Source organism: Candidatus Methylomirabilota bacterium (genome assembly GCA_036001065.1).
Lineage (GTDB): Bacteria > Methylomirabilota > Methylomirabilia > Rokubacteriales > CSP1-6 > MNEF01.
In genome coordinates, this window is record DASYUQ010000054.1 from 1 (window position 1) to 22,008 (window position 22,008).

Here is a 22,008-nt window from a genome sequence, read left to right on the forward strand (position 1 = left end):
CCTGACCAGGCCGGCCCGGAGCAACTCCTTCCGGCTCATCGTGAAGGTCTCCATGGGGGAATGACACTTCCACGAAGGGAGCCCCCCATGACACTTTCACGTAGCAGTTACCCCATGACATTTTCATGTAGCAGCAGCAAGTGTCAAACCAGGGCATTGACAAGCCGGAGGGTGCGTATTACGGTCTCGCCGCGACCGGAGTGAGCGGTTCCTAGCGTACCTCGAACGCCGGAGGTTCACCATGCGGCTCGGGAATCGGTTCTCCATCCTCTTGCTCATCGCGTTTGCGCTCGGACTCTCCGCGACGTCTCAAGCCCAGCAGGCGCAACCGCCACCCACGTGGCAGCAGGGCCGGCCGCCCGAGCTGTCAAACTCACCGTTGGCCCCGCACGCGACGCCGCCCGCCCCGACGCCGGCCGAGCAGATCCCCGTCAACAAGATCAAGCTGCCGCCGGGCTTCAAGGCCCAGCTGTGGGCGTCCGGCATCCACAACGCGCGCGCCATGACCCTGGGCAGTAAGGGCACGCTGTTCGTGTCGAGCCGCGCGGCCGGCAACGTCTACGCGGTGGTGGACCGGGCGGGCCGCCGCGAGGTCAAGGTCATCGCCAAGGGCCTGACCCAGCCCAACGGCGTGGCGTTCCGCGACGGCGCCCTCTATGTGGCGGCCATCAACCGCATCGTCAAGTACGAGGGGATCGAGGACAAGCTCGACAACCCCGGGGAGCCGAAGGTCGTCATCGACACCCTCCCCAAGGACCTGCCCCACGGCTGGAAGTACCTGGCCTTCGGGCCGGACGGCAAGCTCTACTTCAACATCGGCGCGCCCGGCAACATCGTCCTGCCGCCCGAGACTCACGCCAACATCTCGCGCATCAACCCCGACGGCACCGGGTTCGAGTACGTCGCCCGCGGCGTGCGCAACAGCGTGGGGTTCGACTGGCACCCGCTGACCAAGGAGCTTTACTTCGCCAACCACGGGCGCGACTGGCTGGGCGACGACGTGCCGAACGACACCCTGCACCACGTCGGCGGGCGTCCCGGCTTTGTCCCGCACTTCGGCTATCCCTTCTGCCACCAGGGCGACATCCTCGACCCCGACTTCGGGCGCGGCCGCTCCTGCAGCGAGTTCAACAACCCGCTGCTCAAGCTCGGGGCTCACGTGGCCCCCATCGGCATCGCCTTCTACAACGGCAACATGTTCCCGGCCGATTACAAGAACCGCCTCTTCATCGCCCAGCGCGGTTCCTGGAACCGCACCCAGAAGCAGGGCTACCGGGTGATGGTGGTCACGCTGGCCATGGGGCGGCCGCCCAAGTACGAGGTCTTCGCCGAGGGTTGGCTCGATGGCGACAAGTTCTGGGGCCGGCCGGACTATCCGTTCGTCATGCCGGACGGTGCACTGCTGCTGTCCGACGACCACAACGGCGCCATCTACCGGATCACCTACCAGCGCTGATGGCCTCCGGCCCGAACACCCCCGTCGGCAACGGCGGGGGTGTTCTGTGTCCGGCGCTCGCCGCCCGGCCTGAGCGGAGGTAGCATGGGCCCCGTGCGTTCGAGAGCGAATGCGGGCGATCGGTAGCGTCCTCCTCCTGCTGGGCGTGCTGGTCGCGATCGGGATGCCGAGAGAGGGGCGGGCCGCGGACATCGAGGCCGGGCGGCGGAAGGCCGAAGTGTGCGCGGCCTGTCACGGCCCGGACGGCCGCTCGACGAACCCGGCCATCCCGTCGCTGGGCGGGCAGCCGACCCTCTACACCCACTGGCAGCTCATTCTGTTCCGCGACGGGCGCCGCAAGGATCCACAGATGACGCCGGTGGCCGCGGCCCTGAGCGACGCCGACATGGCGGACCTCGCCGCCTACTTTGCGGCCCGACCACCCGCCCCGCCCAAGGCCACCGTGGATCCGGCCACCGCCGAGGCGGGCCGCCGGCTCGTGGAGGTCCACCACTGCAGCTCATGCCACCGGCCGCGTCTGGACGGTCAGAACCAGGTTCCCCGCATCGCCGCCCAGCATTACGAGTACCTGCTCAACCAGCTCCGCGGGTTCAAGGCCCAGACCCGCGGCGAGCTCGAAGGCACCATGACCTCAGCAGCCCTGCCGCTCTCCGACGAGGAGATCGAGATCGTGGCCCGATATATCGCGAGCCTGCCATGACACCACTTTCTGCCTTCGCCCTTGTCCTCCTGCTGGCGGCCCCGGCCTGGGCCGGCGGCTCCGACTACGCCATCGCGCCCGGCGCGCGCCCCAACCTCGAAGGAAAGATCTCCGAGTGGGCGGTGCCGACGCCCCAGTTCGCGCGGGACCCGGCGCCCGGCCCCGACGGCAACATCTATATCGCCGTCATGTCCGGCAACAAGATCGCGCGCTTCGACACCCGCGGGAAGTCGTTCAAGGAGTGGGACCTGCCGCCCGGCGCGCGCCCGCACGGGCTGCTCGTCGATCGCCAGGGTCAGGTTTGGTACACGGGCAACGGCAACGGGACCATCGGCCACCTCGATCCCGCGACGGGCAGGGTGACGCAGCACAAGGCGCCGTCGGGCGGCGATCCGCACACGCTCGTGATCGACGACAAGGGGACGATCTGGTTCACCGTCCAGGGTGGGCAGCGCATCGGGCGGCTCGACACGAAGAGCGGCCAGATCACGGAGTTCAAGACGCGCGGCAATCCTTACGGCATCGCGTTGGACAAGTCGGGCACCGTGTGGTTCTGCCAGTTCGGCGGCGACCGGCTCGGGCGGCTCGATCCGGCGACCGGGCAGATCAGCGAGATGCCGATGGAGCCGGGCTCGCGGCCGCGGCGCATGGCGACGGCGGGGGATGGGTCACTGTGGGTGACGCTCTACGGCAACGGCAAGCTCGTCCGCGTGGACCCGGCGGCGCGGAAGGTCGTGAAGGAGTACGCGCTGCCGGCCGGGCCGGCGGGCGGCCCCTACGCGGTGAGCGTCGACGCCGCGGGCATGGTGTGGGTCAACGAGATCCAGACCGACACCGTGGTGCGGCTCGACCCCGGGTCCGGGCAGATGCGCGTCTTCAACCTGCCGTCGAAGAACGTCGGCATCCGGAAGATGATCGTGGATGCCGATGGCCGCCTCTGGTACATGGGCAGCCACAACGGCCGGCTGGGTGTCATCGAGTGATGCGCTGGCTCCTGGCGGCGCTGCTCGTGGGCATTCCCACGAGCGCGCCGGCCGAGGACGCGCTGTGGGACCTGCTCAAGGGCGGCGGGCAGGTGGTCGTCATGCGTCACGCCTCGACCGACCCCGGCGTCGGCGATCCGCGGGGGTTCAAGCTGGACGATTGCGCGACCCAGCGGAACCTGAGCGCGGCCGGACGCGAGGAGGCGCGGCGCATCGGAGCCGCGTTCCGCGCGCGCGGCGCTCGGGTCGGGCGCGTGCTCTCGAGCCGCTGGTGCCGGTGTCTGGAGACCGCGCGCCTGGCGTTCGGCCGCGTCGAGCCGTGGCCGCCGATCGATTCCTTCTTCGAGGACCGGAGCCGCGAGCTCGCGCAGACGAGGGCCGTGCGCGCGCTGGCCGGCGAGCGTCCCGCCGGCGGCAACCTGGTCCTCGTCACGCATCAGATCAACATCGGGGCCCTCACCGGCGTCTATCCGGTGTCCGGGGAGATAGTGGTGCTCACGCCACAGGGCGGCGGAGAGTTCCGCGTCGCCGGTCGCCTGCCACCCTCGGCGCTGCCGGGGAACTGAAAGCGCCCCGTCAGAGCGGAATTACACTTCTTCCTGGACCTCTCCGTCCCACTCGATCTTGATCCCGCGCTGGACCGACTGGGAAGCCGGGCAGCCCTTCTCGTGCACCTCGATGGCGCGCAGCGCCTCCTCGCGCCGGCCCTTGGGCACGCGCAGCTTGTAGTGCACCTTGATCCGCGTGATCAGCGGCTTGCCGTCCACGTTCTCGATGAACCCCTCGGCCTCGGCGGCGAGGCGATCGGGCTGGGTGGGGATCTTCCGCGCCGCTAGCGCTCCCGCTAGCGTGCCCGTCATTCAGCCCGCCACCGCGGCCACGATGTGGTCGAGCGTGGTCGGCAGTTCCTCCTCCGGCTCGACGCCGTAGAACTTCTTGATCCCGCCGTGCACGCCGTAGCTGACCGGCTCGGGGAACTGCTCGATGTACGCCCGGCGCTTCGGGCCCTTGTCCTTGACGATCTTGACGCGCGACACGTGGATCAGCTCGGCCATCGCGGTCTCCTTTCGAGGGATGTCAGACTTCGGCGGGCTTCGTGGCGGCGATCGTCAGCGATCATCGGCGCTCTTCCCCGATCTCGATCTTCATCTGATGGGCGCGGACCTGGCGAACCACCTCGTTGTAGCGGTCGAGCATCACCTTGCGCACGCCGTCGAAGCGCCAGCGCTCGACCACGACGCCCATCACGAAGCCCACCCCGATCAGATAGAGGCCGAGCGCCAGCCTCAAGATTCTTCGCCGCCAGAGGGGACTCATGGCTCCGAGGCTACCCGATCGGCCGGCAAAATGCGATTCCCCGGGCCGGTCAGGGGTGCGGATCGGGGGCCACCCGAGGCGAGTGTGGTTCCGAAGCGGCCGGGTGCCCCCGGCCCCCGGCCCCTGACTGCTCTTCGCTCCACAGCAGCGGCAGCGCCAGCAATGGCAGCAGTCCCACGAAGACCACCGTGATCATCAGTCGGCCGACGTTCGAGTAGTCGTGCTGGCTGACCTGGAACAGCTCGTTGAGATACTGCGTGAAGAGCTGACTGGCCGAGAGGGCCAGGTTCATCAGCGACGCCATGATGGCGAACATGGTCGCCTCGGCCCCCGGCGGCGCCGACTTGGCGATGAGCACGAGCATGGGGACCATCGTGAGCTGCGCGAGCGGCGCCGAGATCGTCGTGTCGACGAACGCCAGCGTGCGGGCGCTGACGCCCAGCCACTCGTGCAGGCCGTAGAAGAGGCCGATGTTGGGCAGGTAGAGGATCGTGCCGGCGATCACGACCCAGAAGAGCGTGAAGCTCACCGGCCGCTTGACGATCGTCTTGCGAAAGACGAGCAGGCCCAGGAGGCTCAGCACCGCGCTCACCTGCGCCAGCACGCCCAGGAACTTCTGATCGAAGCCGAGGCGGTCGATCACCCAGTAACTGTAGCCCTGGCCCACGTCCGGCGTGGCGCGGAAGAGGAAGATGACGATGGAGGCGACGGCGACGCCGCGCGAGATGCCAACGTGCTGGAGCAGCGTTCCGATGAGGACCAGCGAGAGCACCAGCACGGTCTCCTGCGCGTAGGGGGCGTGCAGGGTCTCGAGCGCGGTCCCCAGGGCCGCGTAGCCGAGGCCGACGATGAGGACGAGCCGGGCCTTGCCGCCTCCCAGCGGCCCCGCATCCGCGCGCGCCGGCACCGCCCGCGCCCGGGCCGGGCGCGCGATGACGATGCTGGCGGCAACCACCAGGGGCAGCGTCGTGGCCACCGCGAATGTCGGTCGGGAGCCGAGGGTGCCCGCCAGCCAGCCCGACAGGTAGCCGACGCTGATGCCCCCGAGCAGCACCGCCATCCGTCCGAACGTCTGGATCTGACCGATCTCCTCGTCGGTCTGGGCGACCTCCACGCTGAGCGCGTCGGCGACCACGTCCTGGACCATGTACCCGATGGTGACCAGCAGCGCCGCGACGAGGTAGGGGCCCCGGGTGGCGACAGTCGTCGCCATCAGGACGTACCCGGTGAGCGTGCAGCCGACTCCGATCAGCATGTAGGCCAGACGGCGACTGCCGAAGATGGGGTACACGTCGGAGCCGACCCCGGCGACCATCTTCATGGACCAGGGCAGGCCGAGCCAGAACGCGATCGCGGCCGCCTCCGCGGGCTCGAGCTGCAGCGTCTCCTTCTGGAAGAAGAGCTCGGCGACGCCCGTCACGGCGCTGGCGCCGTAAGAGAAATACGTGACGAGGACAGGGATCCAGGCCGGCCGAAAACCGCTGAGGAGACTGGGTGGCACGCCCTATCCTAACCCACCCCTGGAAGAATTTTCGCGGCCCAGGCCAGAAGCGTTGTGTAAGAGGCCGAACTTTCGGCGGAGCCGGAGGTTGTAAGATTGGCAGCCGGCTTGCTTGTTATGCTAGGGGGTGGATGGGGATGCTTCAGCGCGCCGTAGCCCTCTGGCAGTCCCGTAGCTTCTGGCGGGGGCGGTCACGGCCCCGCCTCGCCCTGGCGCTCGGCGGCGGGGGCGTCATCGGGGGCATGTACGAGGTCGGCGCCCTGGCCGCGCTCGAGGAGCGCCTGAACGGTGAGGGGCGGGGCTTCGACATCTATGTGGGCTGCAGCGCCGGCGCGGTGGTCGGCTCCCTCCTGGCCAACGGCATCCGCGCCGCCGAAATCTACCGGATCCTCGACGAGGACCTGTCCGACCCCCTCAACTTCCGGCGGGGCGCCGTCTTCGCGTCCGACTCCTTCCGGCGTGCGGCCGGGCGCTTCGGCCGGATCGTCTGGGCCTTCGGCAAGAATGCGATGGTCGGGCTCCGCGGCTCCATCCCCGACATGCTGGCCCGCGCCGAGCGCGACCTGCCCCCCGGGTTCTTCTCCCTGGAGGCGCTCGAGCGGTTCATGCGGGAAGCGTTCGCGGCGCGCGGTCTGCCCAACTCGTTCCGCGAGCTCTCCCGGACGCTGCTCATTCCCGCCATCGACCTGGACAGCGCGGAGCGGGTCGTCTTCGGCCAGGGAGACCTGCACGACGTTCCGATCAGCCAGGCCGTGGCCGCCTCCTCGGCGATCCCCGGCTTCTTCGATCCGTACACCATCGGGGGCCGTGACTACGTGGACGGCGGCGTCGGGTTCAGCGGCCACGCCGATCTGGCGGCGGCGGCGGGCGCCGAGGTCGTGTTCGTGGTGCACCCGCTGGTGCCGAGCCTGTCCGATGGGGCCGGTCCCGCGCTTCGGGCGCGCGGCCTCTACACGATCATGGAGCAGGCCAGCCGCATCTACGGCCAGAACCTCCTGCAGCTGGGCCTGGCGACGCTCTCCATCAAGTTCCCACGGACGACCTTCTTCCTGCTCGAGCCCCCCCGCACCAAGACGCCGCTCTTCGGCCCCTCGATGGGCTTCGAGGCGGCCCGCGCCGCGCTCCGCTTCGGCTACACCTCGACCAAGGAATGGCTCGACACGAAGGGGCAGCCGCTCCTGCGCCGCCTCCTGCCCGACCCGTACGCCGTCGCCTTCTAGCCCCGATCCGAAATTCTTTTGGCGAGGTATGTGCGGAAACGCGGCGTCGGTAGCGGCCGTGGCCAGCGTGGGTACGTGCGCACCCACGTCCTCCTATAGAGACGCTGGCTGCGGTCGAACCATCTCCTGAACACCGCCCATGTTCGCGGCCATGTGCCGCTTTCACCTGCGAGCTTATTTCGGATCGGGGTATACCCTCAACCCGGCGACCTCGTCGAGATGGACACCGCCAGCCTCAGCACGCCCAAGAACCGCGTCGTCAGCCGATCAGGCGCCCGCCCATGACGCGAATGGTGTCGCCGGTGACGTAGCCGGAGGCGTCGGAGGCCAGGAACACGCAGGCCTCCGCGATCTCCTCGGGCCGGCCGAGCCGGCCGAGCGGGATCTGCTTGAGCTGCGCCGGCGCCTCCGGCGGGGCCTGGCGCCACTCCGGGTACCACTCGGCGTGGCGCCGCTCGGTGTCGATGAAGCCGGGCATCACCATATTGGCGCGGATGCCGAACGGCCCCAGCTCGGCGGCCAGCGCTCGCACCAGGCCGAGCAGGCCGGTCTTGGCGGTGGTGACGGCGGCCGTGTTGGGCCGCCCGGTCAGGCTGGACATGCCGCCGAGGGCGATGATGCTGCCCCGCCGGCGCTCCTTCATGGCCGGCACCACCGCGCGCGCCAGGTAGAAGGCCGAGTGCAGGTTGACGGCGAGCACGTGGTGCCAGTCGTCGAGCGATGTCTCGGTGAGGGCCTTGTGCGGCCGGATGGCCGCGTTGCAGACGAGCACGTCGATGGCCCCCAGCTCGGCGAGCGCCTGCGTGACCATGGCCTCGACGGCGGCAGCGTCGGCGATGTCGGCCAGCAGGGGGACGGCGCGCACGCCGGCTTCCCGGCACTCGGCGGCCACGCCCTCCAGCTCCTCGCCGTTGACACGGGTGTTCAGCGCGAGGTCCGCGCCCTCGGCGGCGAACGCCAGAGCGATGGCCCGGCCGATGTTGCGGCTGGCGCCGGTGATGAGGGCGGTCTTACCCTTGAGCCTCATGCGCGTTGTCCTCACCGAGAAAGGTTCAGTTCTTCTTGAGACGCACCTCTTCCAAGGGCGCCGACCAGGGATAGGGATTGATCAGCATCAGCGCGGGCTCCGCCACCCGCGGCCCGATCCCACTCGGCCAGATGTATTCGTAGATGGGCCCGAGCCTCACGCGGTCGTGAATCAGCTGCTGGATCTGGTGCAGCACCGCTTCGCGCTTTTTCCGGTCGGTTTCCCGCGCCTGCTGCTTGAACAGCGCGTCGACGTCGGGATAGCCGCCGTAGGCCCAGGCACCGTCACTCGGGTAGACTTCCGACATTCGCGAGGCGGCGTTGCCGTACAGGGCGCTCGTGCAGACACACAGCCCCTTGAGCTTCTTCGTGGCCAGCGCCGAGTAGTAGGCGGCGCGCTCCATCGGCCGCATTCGGAGCCTGATCCCGACCGCCTGCAGGTAGCCCACGATCGCCTCGCCCAGCGAGAAGTACGGCGGCAGCTGGTGCAGGTCGCCAGCGTCGAAGCCGTTGGGATAGCCCGCCTCGGCGAGCAACTGCTTCGCCCTCGCAGGATTGTAGGGATAGGGCTCGATGGGGAGCGCGAACTCGAAGCTCCGAGGGATGAAGTTTCCGGCGGGCTTGGAGGCTCCGAGCGTCTCGGCGTCGCTCAGCGCCTGGCGATCGATGGCGTAGTTGGCGGCCAGCCGCACCCGCCTGTCGGCCCACGGGGACTTGGGGTCCCATTGCTCCAGGAAGTCCAGGAAGAAGATCCCGATTCCCCCGGAGAAAGCCAGCTTGAGCGCAGGATCCTTCTTCACCTCCTGGGCCTGCGGGACATCCAACGAATAGGCGATGTCGACCTCTCCCCGCTTCAGCATGGCCATCCGTGTCGTCGCCTCCAGGACGACCTTGAAGACCAGGCGCTTCACCGAGGGCGTCTTGCGCCAGTAGCCCTCGAAGGCCTCCATGACCAGCTCGATGCCGGGCGCGTGACTCACGAACTTGTACGGCCCGAGCCCCACAGGGTGCCTCTTGAAGCTCTCCTCGCCCACCTTCTCGATGTGCTTCTTGGGCGCGATCCAGGCGGCCCCGGTCGCCAGGGTTCCGTAGAAGGCCATGAAGTCGGGAAAGGGCTCATGGAGGTGGAACCGCACCCGGTAGGGACCGACGACCTCGATCTCCCGGACCTTCTCCTTGAGGACCCTCGCCCCCTTGGAGCGCTGGAAGCTGAACTTCACGTCCTCGGCCGTGAAGGGATCGCCGTTGTGGAACTTCAAGCCCTCGCGGAGCTTGAACTCGTAGACGCGCTGATCGGCGCTCAGCGTCCAGGACTCGGCCAGGCTCGGCGTCATGAGATTCCCGGGCATGGGTTTCACCAGGGCGTCGTGGAGAGCGTAGAGCACCCAGAATGGCGTGAGCTGCCCCACGACCTCTCCCGGATCGAACCAGACGGGGGACAGCGTCACGTACAGCGCCCAGCGCATCTCTCCTTCCGGCTTGGGCTCCGAAGCCGCTGGTGCGAAGACCCCGCCCCCGAGCAGGGCGCACCACGACAACACCAACCCCAGAACAAGCTTCCGGCGGCCATTCATGGCTTTCCCCTCCGGCTTCTTCCTACCGCGTCTTCGCCCGCGATGGCAAGCCTCAGGCGCCGGGCGGAGCCAGCGCGGTGAGGTGCCCCATGACTTCGGCGGCGAACAGGTCGATCGACGCACCTCCCGCCGGTCGAGATGATCGAAGATCCCCAGCTCCATCGGTCAGTCGGCCATCGATAGGGCCGCGCGGGAGATTCGGAGGCCGTCGCCGCCGCGCTGCATCCAGTCGGCTTCGCGGAACGCCTCGCTGATCTGCGCGAGTGGGAAGACGTGGGAGACCAGGCGCTCGAACGGAAAGCGCCCGAGGTTGCGGCGCAGGAAGCCGAGCGCCCGGGCCAGCGCCCACGGCGAGTAGTTGGAGGCGGCCACCAGCCGCGCGTTGCCGCGGACGAGGGCCGTCGCGTCGTAGGAGAAGACGTTGCCGGGCGCGATGGACCCGATCTCGAGGTAGCAGCCGCCGCCCCGCAGCATCCGCAACCCCTCGGGCACGACCTCCGGGTAGCCGACGAAGTCCGCCACGACGTCGGCCCCGAAGCCGCCGGTCAGGTCCATGACGGCCTGGATGCGGCGCTCGGGCGTGGGCAGATCGCCGAGACTCAGCGCGTGGTCGGCGCCGAAGGCGCGCGCCAGCTCCAGGCGCGAGGCCACGCGGTCGAGCACGATGACACGGTCGGCCCCCGTGTCGCGGGCGACAGCGACCGCGTTGAGGCCGAGGCCCCCAGCGCCCTGGATCACCAGGGTGTCACCGGGGCGCAGGCCGGCACGCGTGAGCCCGTAGATCACCTGAGCCAGGGCGCAGTTGGCGGGGGTCGCGACGTCGTCGGAGACCTCGTCGGGGATCCGGAACACCCAGCCGCCAGGGCGGAGGTGATAGTAGTCCCCGTAGGCGTTGTTGAAGTAGGGCGCCGTCCCCGCCACGCGAGACGGGCGCCCCTTCCGGGGGCAACTCCCCATCTCGTCCCGCAAGCACACCGGGCAGCGGCCGCAGGGGAAGAAGTAGAGGAAGGTCACCCGGTCGCCCTCAAGGAGCGGCTGGCCGGCCGAGTCCACCGTGACGCCGGCGCCGAGGCGCTCGATGTGGCCGCACATCTCGTGGCCGAAGGTGAGGTCGCGCGGCGGTGAGCCGTACACCTCCTTCATCTCGCCGCGCCAGATGTGGAGGTCGGAGCCACAGACGCCGGCCCGCGTCAGCCGGACCAGGATCGCGCCGGGCGCCGGATCCGGCACCGGGTATTCGCGCAGCTCGAAGTCACCGCCGTAGGCCTTGAGCACCGCCACCCGTCCCGTCATGCGCCCCCCCCTTGCCCGCCTGGAGCCCCTCCGCGCTCAGGAGTTCAACACACTACTCGATTGGCGGTCGCAGCGCACGCCCGCCGGAGGCGATACCGCCGCCGGCGTAGGTGCTTGTTGGGACAGGGAAGCGACTCAGTCCGAGCGTCTTCCGGACGAGAGGAGATCGTTCAGCGAAACGGGCGGAGTAGTCTGCTCCTGAAGGTGCCCGTCACGTCCCGCGTGGGTTCCTTCCACTGCCCCGACGTACAGGCCATCGGCCGCCTACTCGACCCCATACAGCCGAGCACAGATCTTGTCGATCACATCACGGCCGGCTCTGCACGCGACGGCCTCACCCAGTTCGGGGAGCGCGTCGGCCGGGGGCAGCGGCAGGGCTTCCAGTTCGTACGCGGAAACGGCGACACTCCCGCTCAAGCAGCGAAAGGCTTGATCCGCGACGCCGCTGTTAAGAAAGGTGGCGAGGACCTCGGGCCGAACGGCCGGAGTCGACTCGAGAGGTCGCAGCATGTTCAAGTGATTCTCCACGACCGCTCCGCCATGTTGTTTGAGGAGCTGAGCAGGGAGGACAGTGGCTATCAGACGTCGTGACTGTTCTTTGGCTGTGGTGCGCTGGAGAAGGACACAGCTCTGTGTCACAACCAGCCAGTCATCCTCGGGCCGCGGCCTGAAGTATGGCTGGTGGTTGGCCTTTGTCGCCCGCAGGACGAACCGCCCGTCCGAAGTGACAGCCTCGGCCCAGATGAGGGGTAGGCATTGGGGACCTAGCCCTCTGCGGAGTTGATCCTTGTGGCGGTTCCACACGAGAGGTCCGGTGCTGACGGTGTAGCCCCAATCGACGAGCCGATGCGGCATGTTTCGCATGCGTTCGATTAGCGAGGCCTGGGCGACGTTCCTCGGGATCAGCCAGGGTTCGGCGGGCGCGCCCGGGAGAGTGAAGCTGCCCACGGTGACCAGCTGCACCGTGCTCTCGTCGACGGGCGTCAAAAAACTGACGGGCACTTCGCCGGGCACCCCGTCGCGACGGTAGGTCGCGAGGAGCGCCTCCTGCAAGACATCATCGAAGACCCCTTTGCGATGCGCGATGAAATCGATGGCCGCCGGAGGAGCAGCGCAGCCGAGGAGTTGCCGCAATTTCTTGAAATACTCCCCAGCCAAGAAGCTAGTGGGGGTGACGTACGCGACGAGACCGCCCGGCCGAACGCAGCGTAGCGCGAGATCGGTGAATACACCGTATAGATTGGCGTGGCCATATAGGCTGGCCGAGTAGCGGGCTCTCAGCTCTGGCGAAAGGGTCACCCGACCGTATGGAGGGTTCCCGACAACCAGGTCGTAGCAACCGTCACCTGACTGCCCCCTAAGACTGTCGCGCACCTCAACGACGACCGGGAGACGACGCTTAGCGGCCCGACACGTCGGCAACATCGTCGCCTCAAGGAAGGTTTGGGACATCCAAGCCGCAACCGGATCGATCTCGAAGCCATGCACACGAGCGGCGATAGCCTCCAGCAGGTTTTCAGGCTCAAGGTGCGACAACTGCTTGACGATCCGCTGCGCGACCGGGGCGAGAAACGCGCCGCCCCCGCAGGCGGGGTCCAGCACCGTGCAAGTATGCCAATCGACCCCAGCCGCCGTGGCCTGATCGAGCAGCCGCGCGGCCAAAGCAGGTGGTGTGTAGTACACGCCGAAACGTGCGCGAATCTCCGGAGGCAATGCCGCCGCGTACGTTGTCCCGACGAAATACCCGGCCGTGACCGGATCGACACGGGCCGCAGCACGACCGATAGCGTCGGCCAGCCAACTGGCTTCGTTCGTGAGGATCCGGAGATCCGGTTCGGCAGGGGACATCTGGAGTGGCCAAGTCTTGCCGTAGCCGACTTGGATTTGGTCCCAGTACCGCTGCACTCCCCTCGTGGCGAAAGCGACTGCGAAGATCCTACGGCGCCTGCTACCGAACCGTTGCGCTTGCCTGGCGGCCAGCGCCTTGCCGGCTCGAAGAACGTCGAGAGGCGACGTCCCTGGCGACCAGCCCGTGAGCCGCTCCATCACTCGATTAAGCTTGGGATTGGCTGCTGACGCCTTGGGCGGACTCATGTTCGTCGGTCGCGCCCAGCCTATCCTGTTGGTCCTCGATCGACAAACTGCTTTTTGCTGTCTCGAACTATGGACACACCTCCGATTGACCCACGGGATAGCCGCCCTCCGAAGTGCCACGCCACGCGCCCGAGTGGCTCATGCGCCCGGGACACTGGTATAGTCCCGGAAGTCGAGATCACCCGCGGGAGGGAACCATGAAGCTACTCTTCTTCGACGACTTCAAGCTGGGCGTGCTCAAGGGCGACGCGGTGATCGACGTGTCGGAGGCGGTCCGGAGCATTCCGCACACCGGCCCTCACAACCTCATCAGCGGGTTGATCGAGCGTTACGCCGACTACAAGGCGCCCCTGGAGGAGGCGGCCAAGCGCGGAAAGGGCGTGCCGCTCAGCCAGGTCAGGATCCGGCCGCCGCTGCCCAAGCCCTACAACATCGTGGCCATGGCGGTGAACTACATGGAGGACGGCACGCGGTCCGAGCCGGTGCCCCTCAATGCCTTCCACAAGTCCCCCAACAGCGTCATCGGTCCTGACGACACCATGGTGCTCCCCGACGTCCCCGCCACCATCTTCGAGGGCGAAGCGGAGCTGGCGCTGGTCATCGGCAAGCGAGCGTCTCAGGTCCGGGCGGCGGAGGCCATGGAGTACGTGTTCGGGTACCTGAACTTCATCGACGGGTCGGCCCGCGGCCTGCAGCCGGCCGGGGCCAATATCCCCGCCGGAGGCAACACCTTCTACCAGATGAAGTCGCGGGACACCTTCTCCCCTCTGGGCCCCTATCTGGTGACCGCCGACGAGGTGCCCGATCCTCACCGAGTCCAGGTCCGCCTCTGGGTGAACGGCGTGCTCAAGCAGAACTACAACACCAGCGACATGGCCCACAAGATTCCCCGATGCATCGAGTGGGTCAGCTCCATCCACACGCTGGAGCCGGGCGACGTGCTCGCGACCGGCACCAACCACCGTGGCCTCAGCGCCTTCCAGAACGGCGACCTGATCGAGCTGGAGACGGACGGGCTCGGCCGCTTACGCCTGAACGTGCGAGACGACCTGAAGCGCACCTGGGCCCGGGAGACCCGGCTCGATCGGCAGCAGAAAGGTCTGGAAGCGACGACGCCACAGCTCTCCGGGAAGCACACGCCCGCGCCGCGCTAGCCCGGGCCGGGAGCCGGTCTCAGCGCCGCTCCCAGTACGCGCCGTCACGGGGAAAGAGCGTATGGGCGAAGCGGACCTCGTTCTTGCCCTCGACCGTCTCGGCGGCGACGCCGGCGAACCGGGCGTAGTGCGGGGTCTTCCGGTGCGCCTCCAGGGCGGCCGGGTCGCGATAGACCTCGAACAGGTAGATGCGGGTCGGGTCCGACTCGTCCTGGAGCACGTTGAAGCGGAGACAGCCCGGCTCGTCCCGCTCGGAACAGATGGCGTCGTCCTCGATGGCGGCCAGGAAGCGCGCGCGCGCCTCGGACTTGACCCGGATCGTGACGACCAGTGCGTACATGGCTCCTCCTCTCTGGCCGGCGCCTTGACGGCGGTGCCGGCGCCGGAGCAGTATCACCCCCCGGGAGGACGAACGCCATGGCCTACGAAGCGCTGTTCGCCGAGACGGTCCTGATACGCGGGCATCGGGGCGACCAGATCGACGCCTACCTGGCGCGCCCGTTCGGAGCCGGCCCCTCCCCGGGCGTGGTCGTCATCCACCACATGCCCGGCTGGGATGGGCCGACCAAGGAGATCGCGCGGCGGTTCGCCCATCAGGGATACGTGGCGATCTCGCCCAACCTGCACTTCCGGGAAGGGAAGGCCACGCCGGAGGAGAACAGCGCGAGCGTGCGCGCCGCCGGAGGCATGCCCGACGATCGCACCATGGGCGACGTCCAGGGCGCCATCGATCATCTCCGCGCCTTGCCGTACCTCAGCGGCAAGGTCGGGGTCATCGGCTACTGCTCCGGGGGCCGCCAGGCCTACCTGGCCGCCTGCACGCTGCGCGGCATCGACGCCGCCATCGATTGCTACGGAGGCGGCGTCGTGGCCAAGCCCGAGGAGCTGACCCCGCGCCAGCCGGTCGCCCCCATCGAGTTCACCAAGAACCTCCAGTGCCCGCTGCTCGGATTGTTCGGCATCGAGGACGCTCGCCCCTCTCCGGACGACGTGGCCAAGACCGAGCACGCCCTCAAGGACTGCGGGAAGACCTACGAGTTCCACATGTACGAGAACGCCGGGCACGCGTTCTTCGCCGTCGATCGCCCCCAGTATCGCCAGCAGGCCGCCGGCGACGGATGGAAGAAGGTCTTCGCCTGGTTCGACAAGCACCTTCGATGATCGAGCGACGGGCCTTCGGGCGCACCGGTCACCTCAGCACCGTGACGCTCTTCGGCGGTGCCGCGCTGGCGCAGGTCAGCCAGTCGGACGCCGACCGCGTGCTGGACCTGCTCCTCCGGTACGGGGTCAACCACATCGACACCGCCGCGCGATACGGGGACTCCGAGCTGCGCATCGGCGCCTGGATGCCGCGTCACCGGAAGGACTTCTTCCTGGCCACGAAGGCCGCGACGCGAACCGCCCGCGAGGCCCGCGAGGAGATTCGCCGCTCGCTCGACCGGCTGCGCGTCGACCACGTGGACCTGATCCAACTGCACTCCCTCGGCCACCCCGACGACTGGGACCAGGCCCTGGGTCCCGGAGGCGCGCTGGAGGCGGCCGTCGAGGCCCGCCAGCAGGGCCTGGCGCGCTTCATCGGCGTGACCGGTCACGGCTGGGCCATCGCGGCCATGCACAAGCGCAGCCTGGCCCGCTTCGACTTCGACGCGGTGCTGCTGCCGTACAACTTCTTCATGGCCCAGAACGAGCGCTACCGGAGAAACTTCGAGGACGTCCTGGACATCTGCCGGGAGCGCAACGTCGCCGTCCAGATCATCAAGTCCATCGCCCGGGGGCCGTGGGCGACCGCGGACCGGACCCGTACCACGTGGTACCAGCCGCTGGAGGAGCAGGCGGACATCGACCGGGCCGTGCACTGGGCGCTCGGGCTGCCCGGTGTCTTCCTCAACACGGTGGGAGACGTCGCGCTGCTTCCGAAAGTTCTCGAGGCGGCGAGCCGCTTCGAGCGCCGCCCCGCGGACGCCGAGATGGCGACGATGCTCGATGCCAAGAGGCTGAGCTCGCTGTTCGGTCTCGGGACCTGAGCGCCGTTCAGACCTGCCCCACCCACGACGCATCGGCGACCTCGCGCCAGCGCGCGCGGATCCGCTCGACCTCGTCGGGGGGCAACGCCCCGGCCCGGAGCAACGCCGCGTTCTGCTGCCATCGCTCCGGCTTCGTGGTCCCGACGATCGCGGTGTCGACGCCCGGCACGCTCAGCGTGAAGCTCAACGCGGTTCCCACCGCGGTATCGGGCCCGGACTTCAGAAACGCGTAGTCCAGCCTCTGCAGGCGGGACCAGTAGGTCTGGTAGTAGGGCTCGGCCGGCCTCCGCGCATGGCGCCAGGCGACGTTGGCCAGCGGCCGCTTGGCGATCACGCCCATCCGGCGGGCCTCAGCGAGAGGCAGCGTGAGCTCGAGGGCCTCCTGGTCCGCGATGCTGACGGAGGTCTGGAGCGTGTCGAAGCGCCCGCACTCGATCGCGTAGCGGGCCGCCTCGCCGTCGCCGCTGTAGCCGATGTACCGCGCCCAGCCCTGCTCGCGCGCCCGCTCGAGCGCGGCGATGGCGTCGCCCTGTCGAAGCTCGCCGAGCGAGCAGCTGTGGAGCTGGATCAGGTCGAGGTACTCGGTCTGGAGGCGCTGCAGGCTCCGCTCGATACTGGCCAGGAGCGGGGCCGGCCGCCAGTCCGGGTGTCCCCAGCCGCGGGCATGGCCGCACTTGGTGAACAGGTAGAGCTCGCGCCGCCGGGCTGCGATCGCCCGCCCGATGAGCACCTCACCGTCGTCGTAGCACTCGGCCGTGTCGATCACGTTGAGACCGGCATCGAGCGCGCTTCCGAGGAGCCGGGCGACCGTGGGGCCGCTCACCCGCTGGTAGCCGATCTCGGAGCCGCCGAAGCCGAGGACGCTCGCCACGATGTCGGTCCGGCCGAGCCGGCGCCGTTCCATCTCCCCGTGCTGTGCTAGGATGCGCCGCGGTGAGGCCACCATGAAGATCACTCACGTTACCACGCGCGTGCTGAGAACACCGGCCGACAACCCGCTCGTCGTCGGCTTGCCCGCGCCCACCGACAGCCGGGAGTTCGTCACCCTCGAGCTGGGTACCGACCAGGGGCTGGTGGGCGTGGGTCTGACGTTCTTCGGCGCCGCGCTGACGCCGGCGCTCAAGACCGCGGTGGACGCGCTCGGCGGGCTCGTCGTCGGCGACGACCCCTGCCGGGTGGAGGCCATCGCCGCCAAGCTGCGGCGCGCCGCGGGCAGCTCGGGCCCCGGTGGAATCTACACGCTGGCGCTCTCGGCGATCGACATCGCGTGCTGGGACCTCCGGGGCAAGGCCGTCGGCCAGTCCGTGTGCGCGCTCCTCGGCGGCCTGCGCGAGCGCGTGCCGACCTACGCCAGCGGCGCCCTCATGCGCCCGCATCCGGTGACGTATCTGGCCGAGGCGGGACCCCGGCTGGTGAAGATGGGCTTCAGCCAGATGAAGATGCAGTGCGGGAGCGAGCCCACGATGGCGGCGTCGGTCGAGCGCGTGCGCGTCGTGCGCGAGGCCATCGGGCCCGACGTCGACCTCATGTGCGACATCAACCAGCTCTGGAGCGTCAACCACGCCATCGAGATCGGGCGCCGCATCGAGCCCTACCATCTCTATTGGCTGGAGGATCCCGTCGCCCACGACGACTACGCCGGCCTGGCCCGCGTGGCCGACGCGCTCAGCACCCCCATCGCCGCCGGCGAGTACCACTACGGCATCGTGCCCTTCCGCCACTTGCTGGAGGCGCGCGCCATCGACATCGTGATGATCGACCTCCTGCGCGTGGGCGGCATCACCCAGTGGATGAAGGTCGCCGGCATGGCCGAGGCGTTCAATCTGCCCGTGGTGAGCCACCTCGTCCCGGAGATCCACGTCCACCTCGTGGCCGCCATCCCCCACGGACTCACCGTGGAGTACATGCCGTGGACGCTGCGGCTCTTCGAGGAGACGCCGGCCATCGAGGGCGGCCAGCTCATGGTGCCGAAGAAGCCGGGGCTGGGGCTGGCCTTCGATCAGGCGGCGATCAAGCGCTACCAGGTCGGGTGAGCGCTTCGCCGAGGCATGCCCGAAGACGCCGGGCCGCCGATGGACAGGCTGATCCGCGCGACCCGGAAGGCGACCCAGGCGGACGAGTGGGCCCTCGTGCTCGCCGCCGCGGGAATCCCGCACCGCCTGGAGCCCGACGGCGCCGGCTGGACGCTGCTCGTCCCTGCCGCCGAGGCGCCAACGGCGCTGGCCGCGCTCGACGCTTACGACGAGGAGGCCCGGCGAGCGCCGCACGCCGCGGTCCCCGACGCCGCCTCGCCCAGACTCGCATGGGCGGCCGGTATCGCCGCCGGCGCGCTCCTGCTCGCGTTCTTCGCGGTGACCGGCCCGCCCGCCGCCGGCTCCCGCTGGTTCGAGCAGGGCGCCGCCTCGGCCAGGCACATCGTGCGCGGCGAGCCGTGGAGGGCGGTGACCGCGCTGACGCTCCACGCCGACGCGGTCCACGTGGCGGGCAACGCCGTCGCCACCGCGGTGCTCCTGCCCGCGGTCGTGCAGCGGCTCGGAGTCGGGTGCGGTCTCGGGCTCGTGCTCCTCGCGGGGGCGGCTGCCAACCTCCTCACCGCCATGGCCCACGACCCGCGCCACGTCGCCGTCGGCGCCTCGACGGCCACGTTCGGGGCGGTCGGGATCCTCGCGGCGCTGCGGCTCCTCCCCGCGCGGAGGCAGGCGAAGCCCAGGTGGAAGCGATGGATGGTGCTCGCCGCGAGCCTGGTGCTCCTCTCGATGCTGGGGACGTCCCCGGGCGCGGACATCCTGGGCCACGCGTTCGGGTTGCTGGCCGGCGGGGCGCTCGGCCTTGTCGCCGGCGCCGTCTTGCGGCGGCCGCCCGGCGCGGTCATCCAATCGTCGCTCGTCGTCCTGGCCGCGCTGGTCGTCCTCGGTTGCTGGTGTCTCGCGCTCGCAGGATTGCCCGCCGGGCTCCCGCCCCGGCCTGTCGTAGGCGGCCGGCCGGTGGCATCATGGCGGGGAGCCGAGTGGACTTCGCGAGGGAGGTCGTCATGAAGCACCGCATCGCAGTCATCCCCGGCGACGGCATCGGCAAGGAAGTCCTGCCCGAGGGCATGCGCGTCCTCGACGCGGCGGGCCGGCGCTTCGGCTTCGAGTGCGACTGGACAGTCTTCGACTGGAGCTGCGAGCGCTTCACCACGACTGGACGCATGATGCCCGAGGACGGGCTCGACCAGCTCCGGGCCTTCGAGGCCATCTACCTCGGCGCGGTGGGCTTTCCCGGCGTGCCCGACCACGTCTCGCTGTGGGGCCTGCTCATCCCCATCCGCCGGGGCTTTCGCCAGTACGTGAACCTCCGCCCCGTCCGCCTGCTCCGCGGGGTACGCTCGCCGCTCCGCGACCGCGGGCCCGCCGACATCGACATGCTCATCGTCCGCGAGAACAACGAGGGCGAGTACTCGGAGATCGGCGGCCGTCTCTACAAGGACACGCCGGAGGAGCTGGCGGTGCAGCAGGCCGTCTTCACGCGACGCGGCTGCGACCGCATCATGCGCTACGCCTTCGAGCGCGCCCGCCAGCGCCGCCGGCACGTCACCTCGGCGACCAAGTCGAACGGCATCATCCACTCCATGCCGTACTGGGACGAGCGCTTCGCGGCCATGGCCAAGCAGTATCCCGACGTGAAGACCGCCCAGTACCACATCGACATCCTCACCGCCCACTTCGTCCAGCACCCCGACTGGTTCGACGTGGTCGTGGCCTCCAACCTGTTCGGCGACATCTTGTCCGACCTCGGCCCTGCCATCGCCGGCTCTATCGGCATCGCGCCCGGCGGCAACGTCAACCCCGAGAAGGAGTACCCGTCGATGTTCGAGCCGGTGCACGGCTCCGCCCCCGACATCGCGGGCAAGGGCATTGCCAACCCCGTGGCCCAGATCTGGACTGGCGCCATGCTGATCGAGCACCTGGGCCACGCCGATGCTGCCGCCGCCATCGTGGCCGCGATCGAGAAGGTGGTGGAGGAAGGCCGCGGGGTGACGCGCGACCTCGGCGGCAAGGCCACGACGCGCGAGGCCGGGGAGGCCGTCGCGGCCCTGCTCTGATCCCGGCGCGCCCGAAGACGAGTCAGGGCGACCAGGCCGCCTCGTGCGTCCCCAGCGGCACCGCGGGACGGGACCAGAAGGCCGGAGTCTCGGAAAACTGCGCGGCGGGGACGACGTGGCGGAGCCGACCGAACGGTGTCTCCGAGTCCGCCAGCAGATCGTCCACGTCCTCCAGCGTCGGCTCGGGAGTCCGACGGCCATCGACCCGGCCGAGCGCATCGACCCAGCGTCCCGTTTGGGCGAGGGACACGCGCACGAGGTAGCTTCCCCCCTCGCGCGCGCGGCGGGCCAGGGCCATGAGGGCGCCGAAGGCGGCGAGATACCCGGTCCCATGGTCGACGACCTGAGCCGGCAGATGCTGCGGGCGGTCGAGGCCGGCGCCGAAACCCTGCTCGTGCGCCATTCCGGTCACCGACTGGATCAGCGTCTCGAAGCCCCGCCGCGCCTGCCAGGGCCCGGCGTGGCCGTAGGCCGAGAGCGTGACGTAGACGATGCCCGGGCGGAGGCGCGCGACGTCTTCCGGAGCGAAGCCATGTCGGGCGAGGGCCCCGGGGCGATAGGACTGGCAGAACACGTCACCCTCGCCGATGAGCCGCCGGAGCCGCTCGACGTCGTCCGCTCGCCGGAGGTCGAGCGACGCCGAAAGCTTCCCGAGGCCCGTGTCCATGACCAGCGCCGGGGCGTTGGCCAGATGCGGGCCGGTGACGAGCATGACATCCGCCCCGTAGGACGCGAGGGTGCGACCGCACACCGGCCCCGCGATCACGCGGGTCAGGTCGAGCACACGGACGCCGGACAGCGGCCGGGCGCCCTCTCCGCTCGGCTCCGGCCGCGCGTCGCCGATCCGGACGATCTCGAGCAGCGGCAGCGCTGACACCGCGCGCCCGTGGGCGTGGGCCTGCCAGTCCGCGCGCGAGCGAACCATCCCCGCCGGCAGAACCTGCGCGGCCAGCGCGTCCTCGAGCTCCTCGGCGTTCCACTTGGCCACGGCGGCGGCCGCAGCCTCTCGCGTGCCTTCGCAGCCGAGCAACTTCACGATGCCTTCGCGATGGTGCGGCATCGCGCCGTGGAGCTGGATGAAGCGGCCGTCGCCGGCCCGGTAAAATCCAAAAATCGCGCCCCTGTGCTCCGGCGGCGGCTGCCCGTTCACGCGCAGGTAGCGCTCGCTGCGGAAGGCGGCGATCGCCGCCCGCATGTCCACCGTCACCGATTGAGCGCGCCCGATCCGGAGCCGCCACAGCTCGGCGGCCGCCAGCGCCGTCGCCCCGATGACGGCCGAGGCGGCGGTCCCGATCTTGAAGTCGCTGGGGAGCATCGGATCGGCGCCCGTCAGCCTCATGCGGTCGAGGGCGGCGGGATCGCCGCCGGCCTGGCTCCAGAGCTGCTCCAGCGCGCCCGCGGCCTCCATCATCGACGCCTAGTGCCGTTCCAACTATTCGCGCCTAGTGCCGTTCCAACTATTCGCGCCTAGTGCCGTTCCAACTATTCGCGCCTAGTGCCGTTCCAACTATTCGCGCCTAGTGCCGTTCCAACTATTCGCGCCTAGGAAGGCACCGTGTACGTCGTTCGTGGACAGATTTAG

At 69.3% G+C, this 22,008-nt stretch carries 22 protein-coding genes; 11 read left to right on the forward strand and 11 right to left on the reverse strand.

The genetic code is table 11. The features are described from left to right. Window positions 1-241 precede the first annotated feature (241 nt). From VGV13_04655 to VGV13_04670, 4 genes are all read left to right on the forward strand, one after another. Window positions 242-1,456, forward strand: coding sequence for a PQQ-dependent sugar dehydrogenase (locus tag VGV13_04655; protein ID HEV8640369.1), 1,215 nt, complete (start codon window positions 242-244; stop codon window positions 1,454-1,456). A 109-nt stretch (window positions 1,457-1,565) separates the two neighbouring features. Continuing rightward, window positions 1,566-2,156: a c-type cytochrome gene (locus tag VGV13_04660; GenBank protein ID HEV8640370.1), complete on the forward strand. Its 591-nt coding sequence runs from the start codon at window positions 1,566-1,568 to the stop codon at window positions 2,154-2,156. Continuing rightward, entirely contained in the window at window positions 2,153-3,139 is a 987-nt protein-coding gene (locus VGV13_04665; GenBank protein HEV8640371.1) for a hypothetical protein, read from the forward strand. Before VGV13_04660 ends, VGV13_04665 begins: the two co-directional genes overlap by 4 nt. Continuing rightward, window positions 3,139-3,705, forward strand: coding sequence for a histidine phosphatase family protein (locus tag VGV13_04670; protein ID HEV8640372.1), 567 nt, complete (start codon window positions 3,139-3,141; stop codon window positions 3,703-3,705). The genes VGV13_04665 and VGV13_04670 overlap by 1 nt, the downstream gene beginning before the upstream one ends. Window positions 3,706-3,726: 21 nt before the next feature. Here VGV13_04670 and VGV13_04675 read toward each other — a convergent pair whose 3' ends face one another. From VGV13_04675 to VGV13_04690, 4 genes are all read right to left on the reverse strand, one after another. Next, complete coding sequence (locus tag VGV13_04675) at window positions 3,727-3,999, reverse strand: OsmC family protein (protein ID HEV8640373.1); 273 nt, start codon at window positions 3,997-3,999, stop codon at window positions 3,727-3,729. Then, complete coding sequence (locus VGV13_04680) at window positions 4,000-4,194, reverse strand: hypothetical protein (GenBank protein HEV8640374.1); 195 nt, start codon at window positions 4,192-4,194, stop codon at window positions 4,000-4,002. 61 nt (window positions 4,195-4,255) lie between these two features. Next, a complete protein-coding gene (locus VGV13_04685) occupies window positions 4,256-4,456 on the reverse strand; it encodes a hypothetical protein (GenBank protein ID HEV8640375.1) in 201 nt (66 codons plus the stop codon). 49 nt (window positions 4,457-4,505) lie between these two features. After that, on the reverse strand, window positions 4,506-5,957 hold the full coding sequence (locus tag VGV13_04690) for a hypothetical protein (GenBank protein ID HEV8640376.1): 1,452 nt from the start codon (window positions 5,955-5,957) through the stop codon (window positions 4,506-4,508). Window positions 5,958-6,094: 137 nt separating this feature from the next. On the opposite strand from VGV13_04690, the gene VGV13_04695 reads away from it, so the two are divergent. Continuing rightward, entirely contained in the window at window positions 6,095-7,177 is a 1,083-nt protein-coding gene (locus VGV13_04695; GenBank protein ID HEV8640377.1) for a patatin-like phospholipase family protein, read from the forward strand. 259 nt (window positions 7,178-7,436) lie between these two features. Here the strand turns inward: VGV13_04695 and VGV13_04700 are convergent, their stop codons facing one another. The 4 genes from VGV13_04700 to VGV13_04715 all read right to left on the reverse strand — a co-directional run bounded on the left by VGV13_04700 (window position 7,437) and on the right by VGV13_04715 (window position 12,975). Then, window positions 7,437-8,204, reverse strand: a complete 768-nt coding sequence (locus VGV13_04700) for a glucose 1-dehydrogenase (protein ID HEV8640378.1) — start codon at window positions 8,202-8,204, stop codon at window positions 7,437-7,439. 25 nt (window positions 8,205-8,229) lie between these two features. After that, window positions 8,230-9,669, reverse strand: a complete 1,440-nt coding sequence (locus VGV13_04705) for an ABC transporter substrate-binding protein (GenBank protein HEV8640379.1) — start codon at window positions 9,667-9,669, stop codon at window positions 8,230-8,232. Window positions 9,670-9,942: 273 nt separating this feature from the next. Continuing rightward, window positions 9,943-11,070, reverse strand: coding sequence for a zinc-binding dehydrogenase (locus tag VGV13_04710; GenBank protein HEV8640380.1), 1,128 nt, complete (start codon window positions 11,068-11,070; stop codon window positions 9,943-9,945). A 264-nt stretch (window positions 11,071-11,334) separates the two neighbouring features. Further along, complete coding sequence (locus VGV13_04715) at window positions 11,335-12,975, reverse strand: N-6 DNA methylase (GenBank protein HEV8640381.1); 1,641 nt, start codon at window positions 12,973-12,975, stop codon at window positions 11,335-11,337. 386 nt (window positions 12,976-13,361) lie between these two features. Between VGV13_04715 and VGV13_04720 the strand changes: the two genes are divergently transcribed. Beyond that, on the forward strand, window positions 13,362-14,318 hold the full coding sequence (locus tag VGV13_04720) for a fumarylacetoacetate hydrolase family protein (protein ID HEV8640382.1): 957 nt from the start codon (window positions 13,362-13,364) through the stop codon (window positions 14,316-14,318). A gap of 19 nt (window positions 14,319-14,337) precedes the next feature. Here the strand turns inward: VGV13_04720 and VGV13_04725 are convergent, their stop codons facing one another. After that, a complete protein-coding gene (locus tag VGV13_04725; protein ID HEV8640383.1) occupies window positions 14,338-14,658 on the reverse strand; it encodes a putative quinol monooxygenase in 321 nt (106 codons plus the stop codon). A gap of 77 nt (window positions 14,659-14,735) precedes the next feature. Here VGV13_04725 and VGV13_04730 point away from each other — a divergent pair, with 77 nt between their 5' ends. After that, window positions 14,736-15,479, forward strand: coding sequence for a dienelactone hydrolase family protein (locus tag VGV13_04730; protein HEV8640384.1), 744 nt, complete (start codon window positions 14,736-14,738; stop codon window positions 15,477-15,479). After that, window positions 15,476-16,342 (forward strand): aldo/keto reductase, encoded by an 867-nt coding sequence (locus VGV13_04735; GenBank protein ID HEV8640385.1) that lies wholly within the window; start codon window positions 15,476-15,478, stop codon window positions 16,340-16,342. The genes VGV13_04730 and VGV13_04735 overlap by 4 nt, the downstream gene beginning before the upstream one ends. Window positions 16,343-16,349: 7 nt before the next feature. On the opposite strand, the gene VGV13_04740 is transcribed toward VGV13_04735, so the two are convergent. Next, window positions 16,350-17,246: an aldo/keto reductase gene (locus VGV13_04740; GenBank protein ID HEV8640386.1), complete on the reverse strand. Its 897-nt coding sequence runs from the start codon at window positions 17,244-17,246 to the stop codon at window positions 16,350-16,352. A 40-nt stretch (window positions 17,247-17,286) separates the two neighbouring features. On the opposite strand from VGV13_04740, the gene VGV13_04745 reads away from it, so the two are divergent. The 3 genes from VGV13_04745 to VGV13_04755 are packed head-to-tail and all read left to right on the forward strand — an operon-like array spanning window position 17,287 to window position 20,426. Beyond that, window positions 17,287-18,375: a mandelate racemase/muconate lactonizing enzyme family protein gene (locus VGV13_04745; GenBank protein ID HEV8640387.1), complete on the forward strand. Its 1,089-nt coding sequence runs from the start codon at window positions 17,287-17,289 to the stop codon at window positions 18,373-18,375. Window positions 18,376-18,414: 39 nt separating this feature from the next. After that, window positions 18,415-19,377 carry a rhomboid family intramembrane serine protease gene (locus VGV13_04750; protein ID HEV8640388.1) on the forward strand — a complete coding sequence of 321 codons (963 nt, stop codon included), beginning with the start codon at window positions 18,415-18,417 and terminating at the stop codon, window positions 19,375-19,377. Next, complete coding sequence (locus VGV13_04755; GenBank protein ID HEV8640389.1) at window positions 19,374-20,426, forward strand: tartrate dehydrogenase; 1,053 nt, start codon at window positions 19,374-19,376, stop codon at window positions 20,424-20,426. Before VGV13_04750 ends, VGV13_04755 begins: the two co-directional genes overlap by 4 nt. 22 nt (window positions 20,427-20,448) lie before the next feature. On the opposite strand, the gene VGV13_04760 is transcribed toward VGV13_04755, so the two are convergent. Continuing rightward, window positions 20,449-21,834 carry a CoA transferase gene (locus VGV13_04760; GenBank protein HEV8640390.1) on the reverse strand — a complete coding sequence of 462 codons (1,386 nt, stop codon included), beginning with the start codon at window positions 21,832-21,834 and terminating at the stop codon, window positions 20,449-20,451. Window positions 21,835-22,008: the final 174 nt, after the last annotated feature.

Excerpts from the sequence above, each read along its gene's own strand:
- VGV13_04725 (HEV8640383.1), bottom strand. The coding sequence starts at position 14,658 with ATGTACGCACTGGTCGTCACGATCCGGGTCAAGTCCGAGGCGCGCGCG.
- VGV13_04655 (HEV8640369.1), top strand. The coding sequence starts at position 242 with ATGCGGCTCGGGAATCGGTTCTCCATCCTCTTGCTCATCGCGTTTGCG.
- VGV13_04675 (HEV8640373.1), bottom strand. The coding sequence starts at position 3,999 with ATGACGGGCACGCTAGCGGGAGCGCTAGCGGCGCGGAAGATCCCCACC.
- VGV13_04665 (HEV8640371.1), top strand. The coding sequence starts at position 2,153 with ATGACACCACTTTCTGCCTTCGCCCTTGTCCTCCTGCTGGCGGCCCCG.
- VGV13_04755 (HEV8640389.1), top strand. The coding sequence starts at position 19,374 with ATGAAGCACCGCATCGCAGTCATCCCCGGCGACGGCATCGGCAAGGAA.
- VGV13_04740 (HEV8640386.1), bottom strand. The coding sequence starts at position 17,246 with ATGGAACGGCGCCGGCTCGGCCGGACCGACATCGTGGCGAGCGTCCTC.
- VGV13_04670 (HEV8640372.1), top strand. The coding sequence starts at position 3,139 with ATGCGCTGGCTCCTGGCGGCGCTGCTCGTGGGCATTCCCACGAGCGCG.
- VGV13_04680 (HEV8640374.1), bottom strand. The coding sequence starts at position 4,194 with ATGGCCGAGCTGATCCACGTGTCGCGCGTCAAGATCGTCAAGGACAAG.
- VGV13_04660 (HEV8640370.1), top strand. The coding sequence starts at position 1,566 with ATGCGGGCGATCGGTAGCGTCCTCCTCCTGCTGGGCGTGCTGGTCGCG.
- VGV13_04705 (HEV8640379.1), bottom strand. The coding sequence starts at position 9,669 with ATGCGCTGGGCGCTGTACGTGACGCTGTCCCCCGTCTGGTTCGATCCG.
- VGV13_04745 (HEV8640387.1), top strand. The coding sequence starts at position 17,287 with ATGAAGATCACTCACGTTACCACGCGCGTGCTGAGAACACCGGCCGAC.
- VGV13_04720 (HEV8640382.1), top strand. The coding sequence starts at position 13,362 with ATGAAGCTACTCTTCTTCGACGACTTCAAGCTGGGCGTGCTCAAGGGC.
- VGV13_04700 (HEV8640378.1), bottom strand. The coding sequence starts at position 8,204 with ATGAGGCTCAAGGGTAAGACCGCCCTCATCACCGGCGCCAGCCGCAAC.
- VGV13_04735 (HEV8640385.1), top strand. The coding sequence starts at position 15,476 with ATGATCGAGCGACGGGCCTTCGGGCGCACCGGTCACCTCAGCACCGTG.
- VGV13_04750 (HEV8640388.1), top strand. The coding sequence starts at position 18,415 with ATGGACAGGCTGATCCGCGCGACCCGGAAGGCGACCCAGGCGGACGAG.
- VGV13_04760 (HEV8640390.1), bottom strand. The coding sequence starts at position 21,834 with ATGGAGGCCGCGGGCGCGCTGGAGCAGCTCTGGAGCCAGGCCGGCGGC.
- VGV13_04730 (HEV8640384.1), top strand. The coding sequence starts at position 14,736 with ATGGCCTACGAAGCGCTGTTCGCCGAGACGGTCCTGATACGCGGGCAT.
- VGV13_04710 (HEV8640380.1), bottom strand. The coding sequence starts at position 11,070 with ATGACGGGACGGGTGGCGGTGCTCAAGGCCTACGGCGGTGACTTCGAG.
- VGV13_04685 (HEV8640375.1), bottom strand. The coding sequence starts at position 4,456 with ATGAGTCCCCTCTGGCGGCGAAGAATCTTGAGGCTGGCGCTCGGCCTC.
- VGV13_04695 (HEV8640377.1), top strand. The coding sequence starts at position 6,095 with ATGCTTCAGCGCGCCGTAGCCCTCTGGCAGTCCCGTAGCTTCTGGCGG.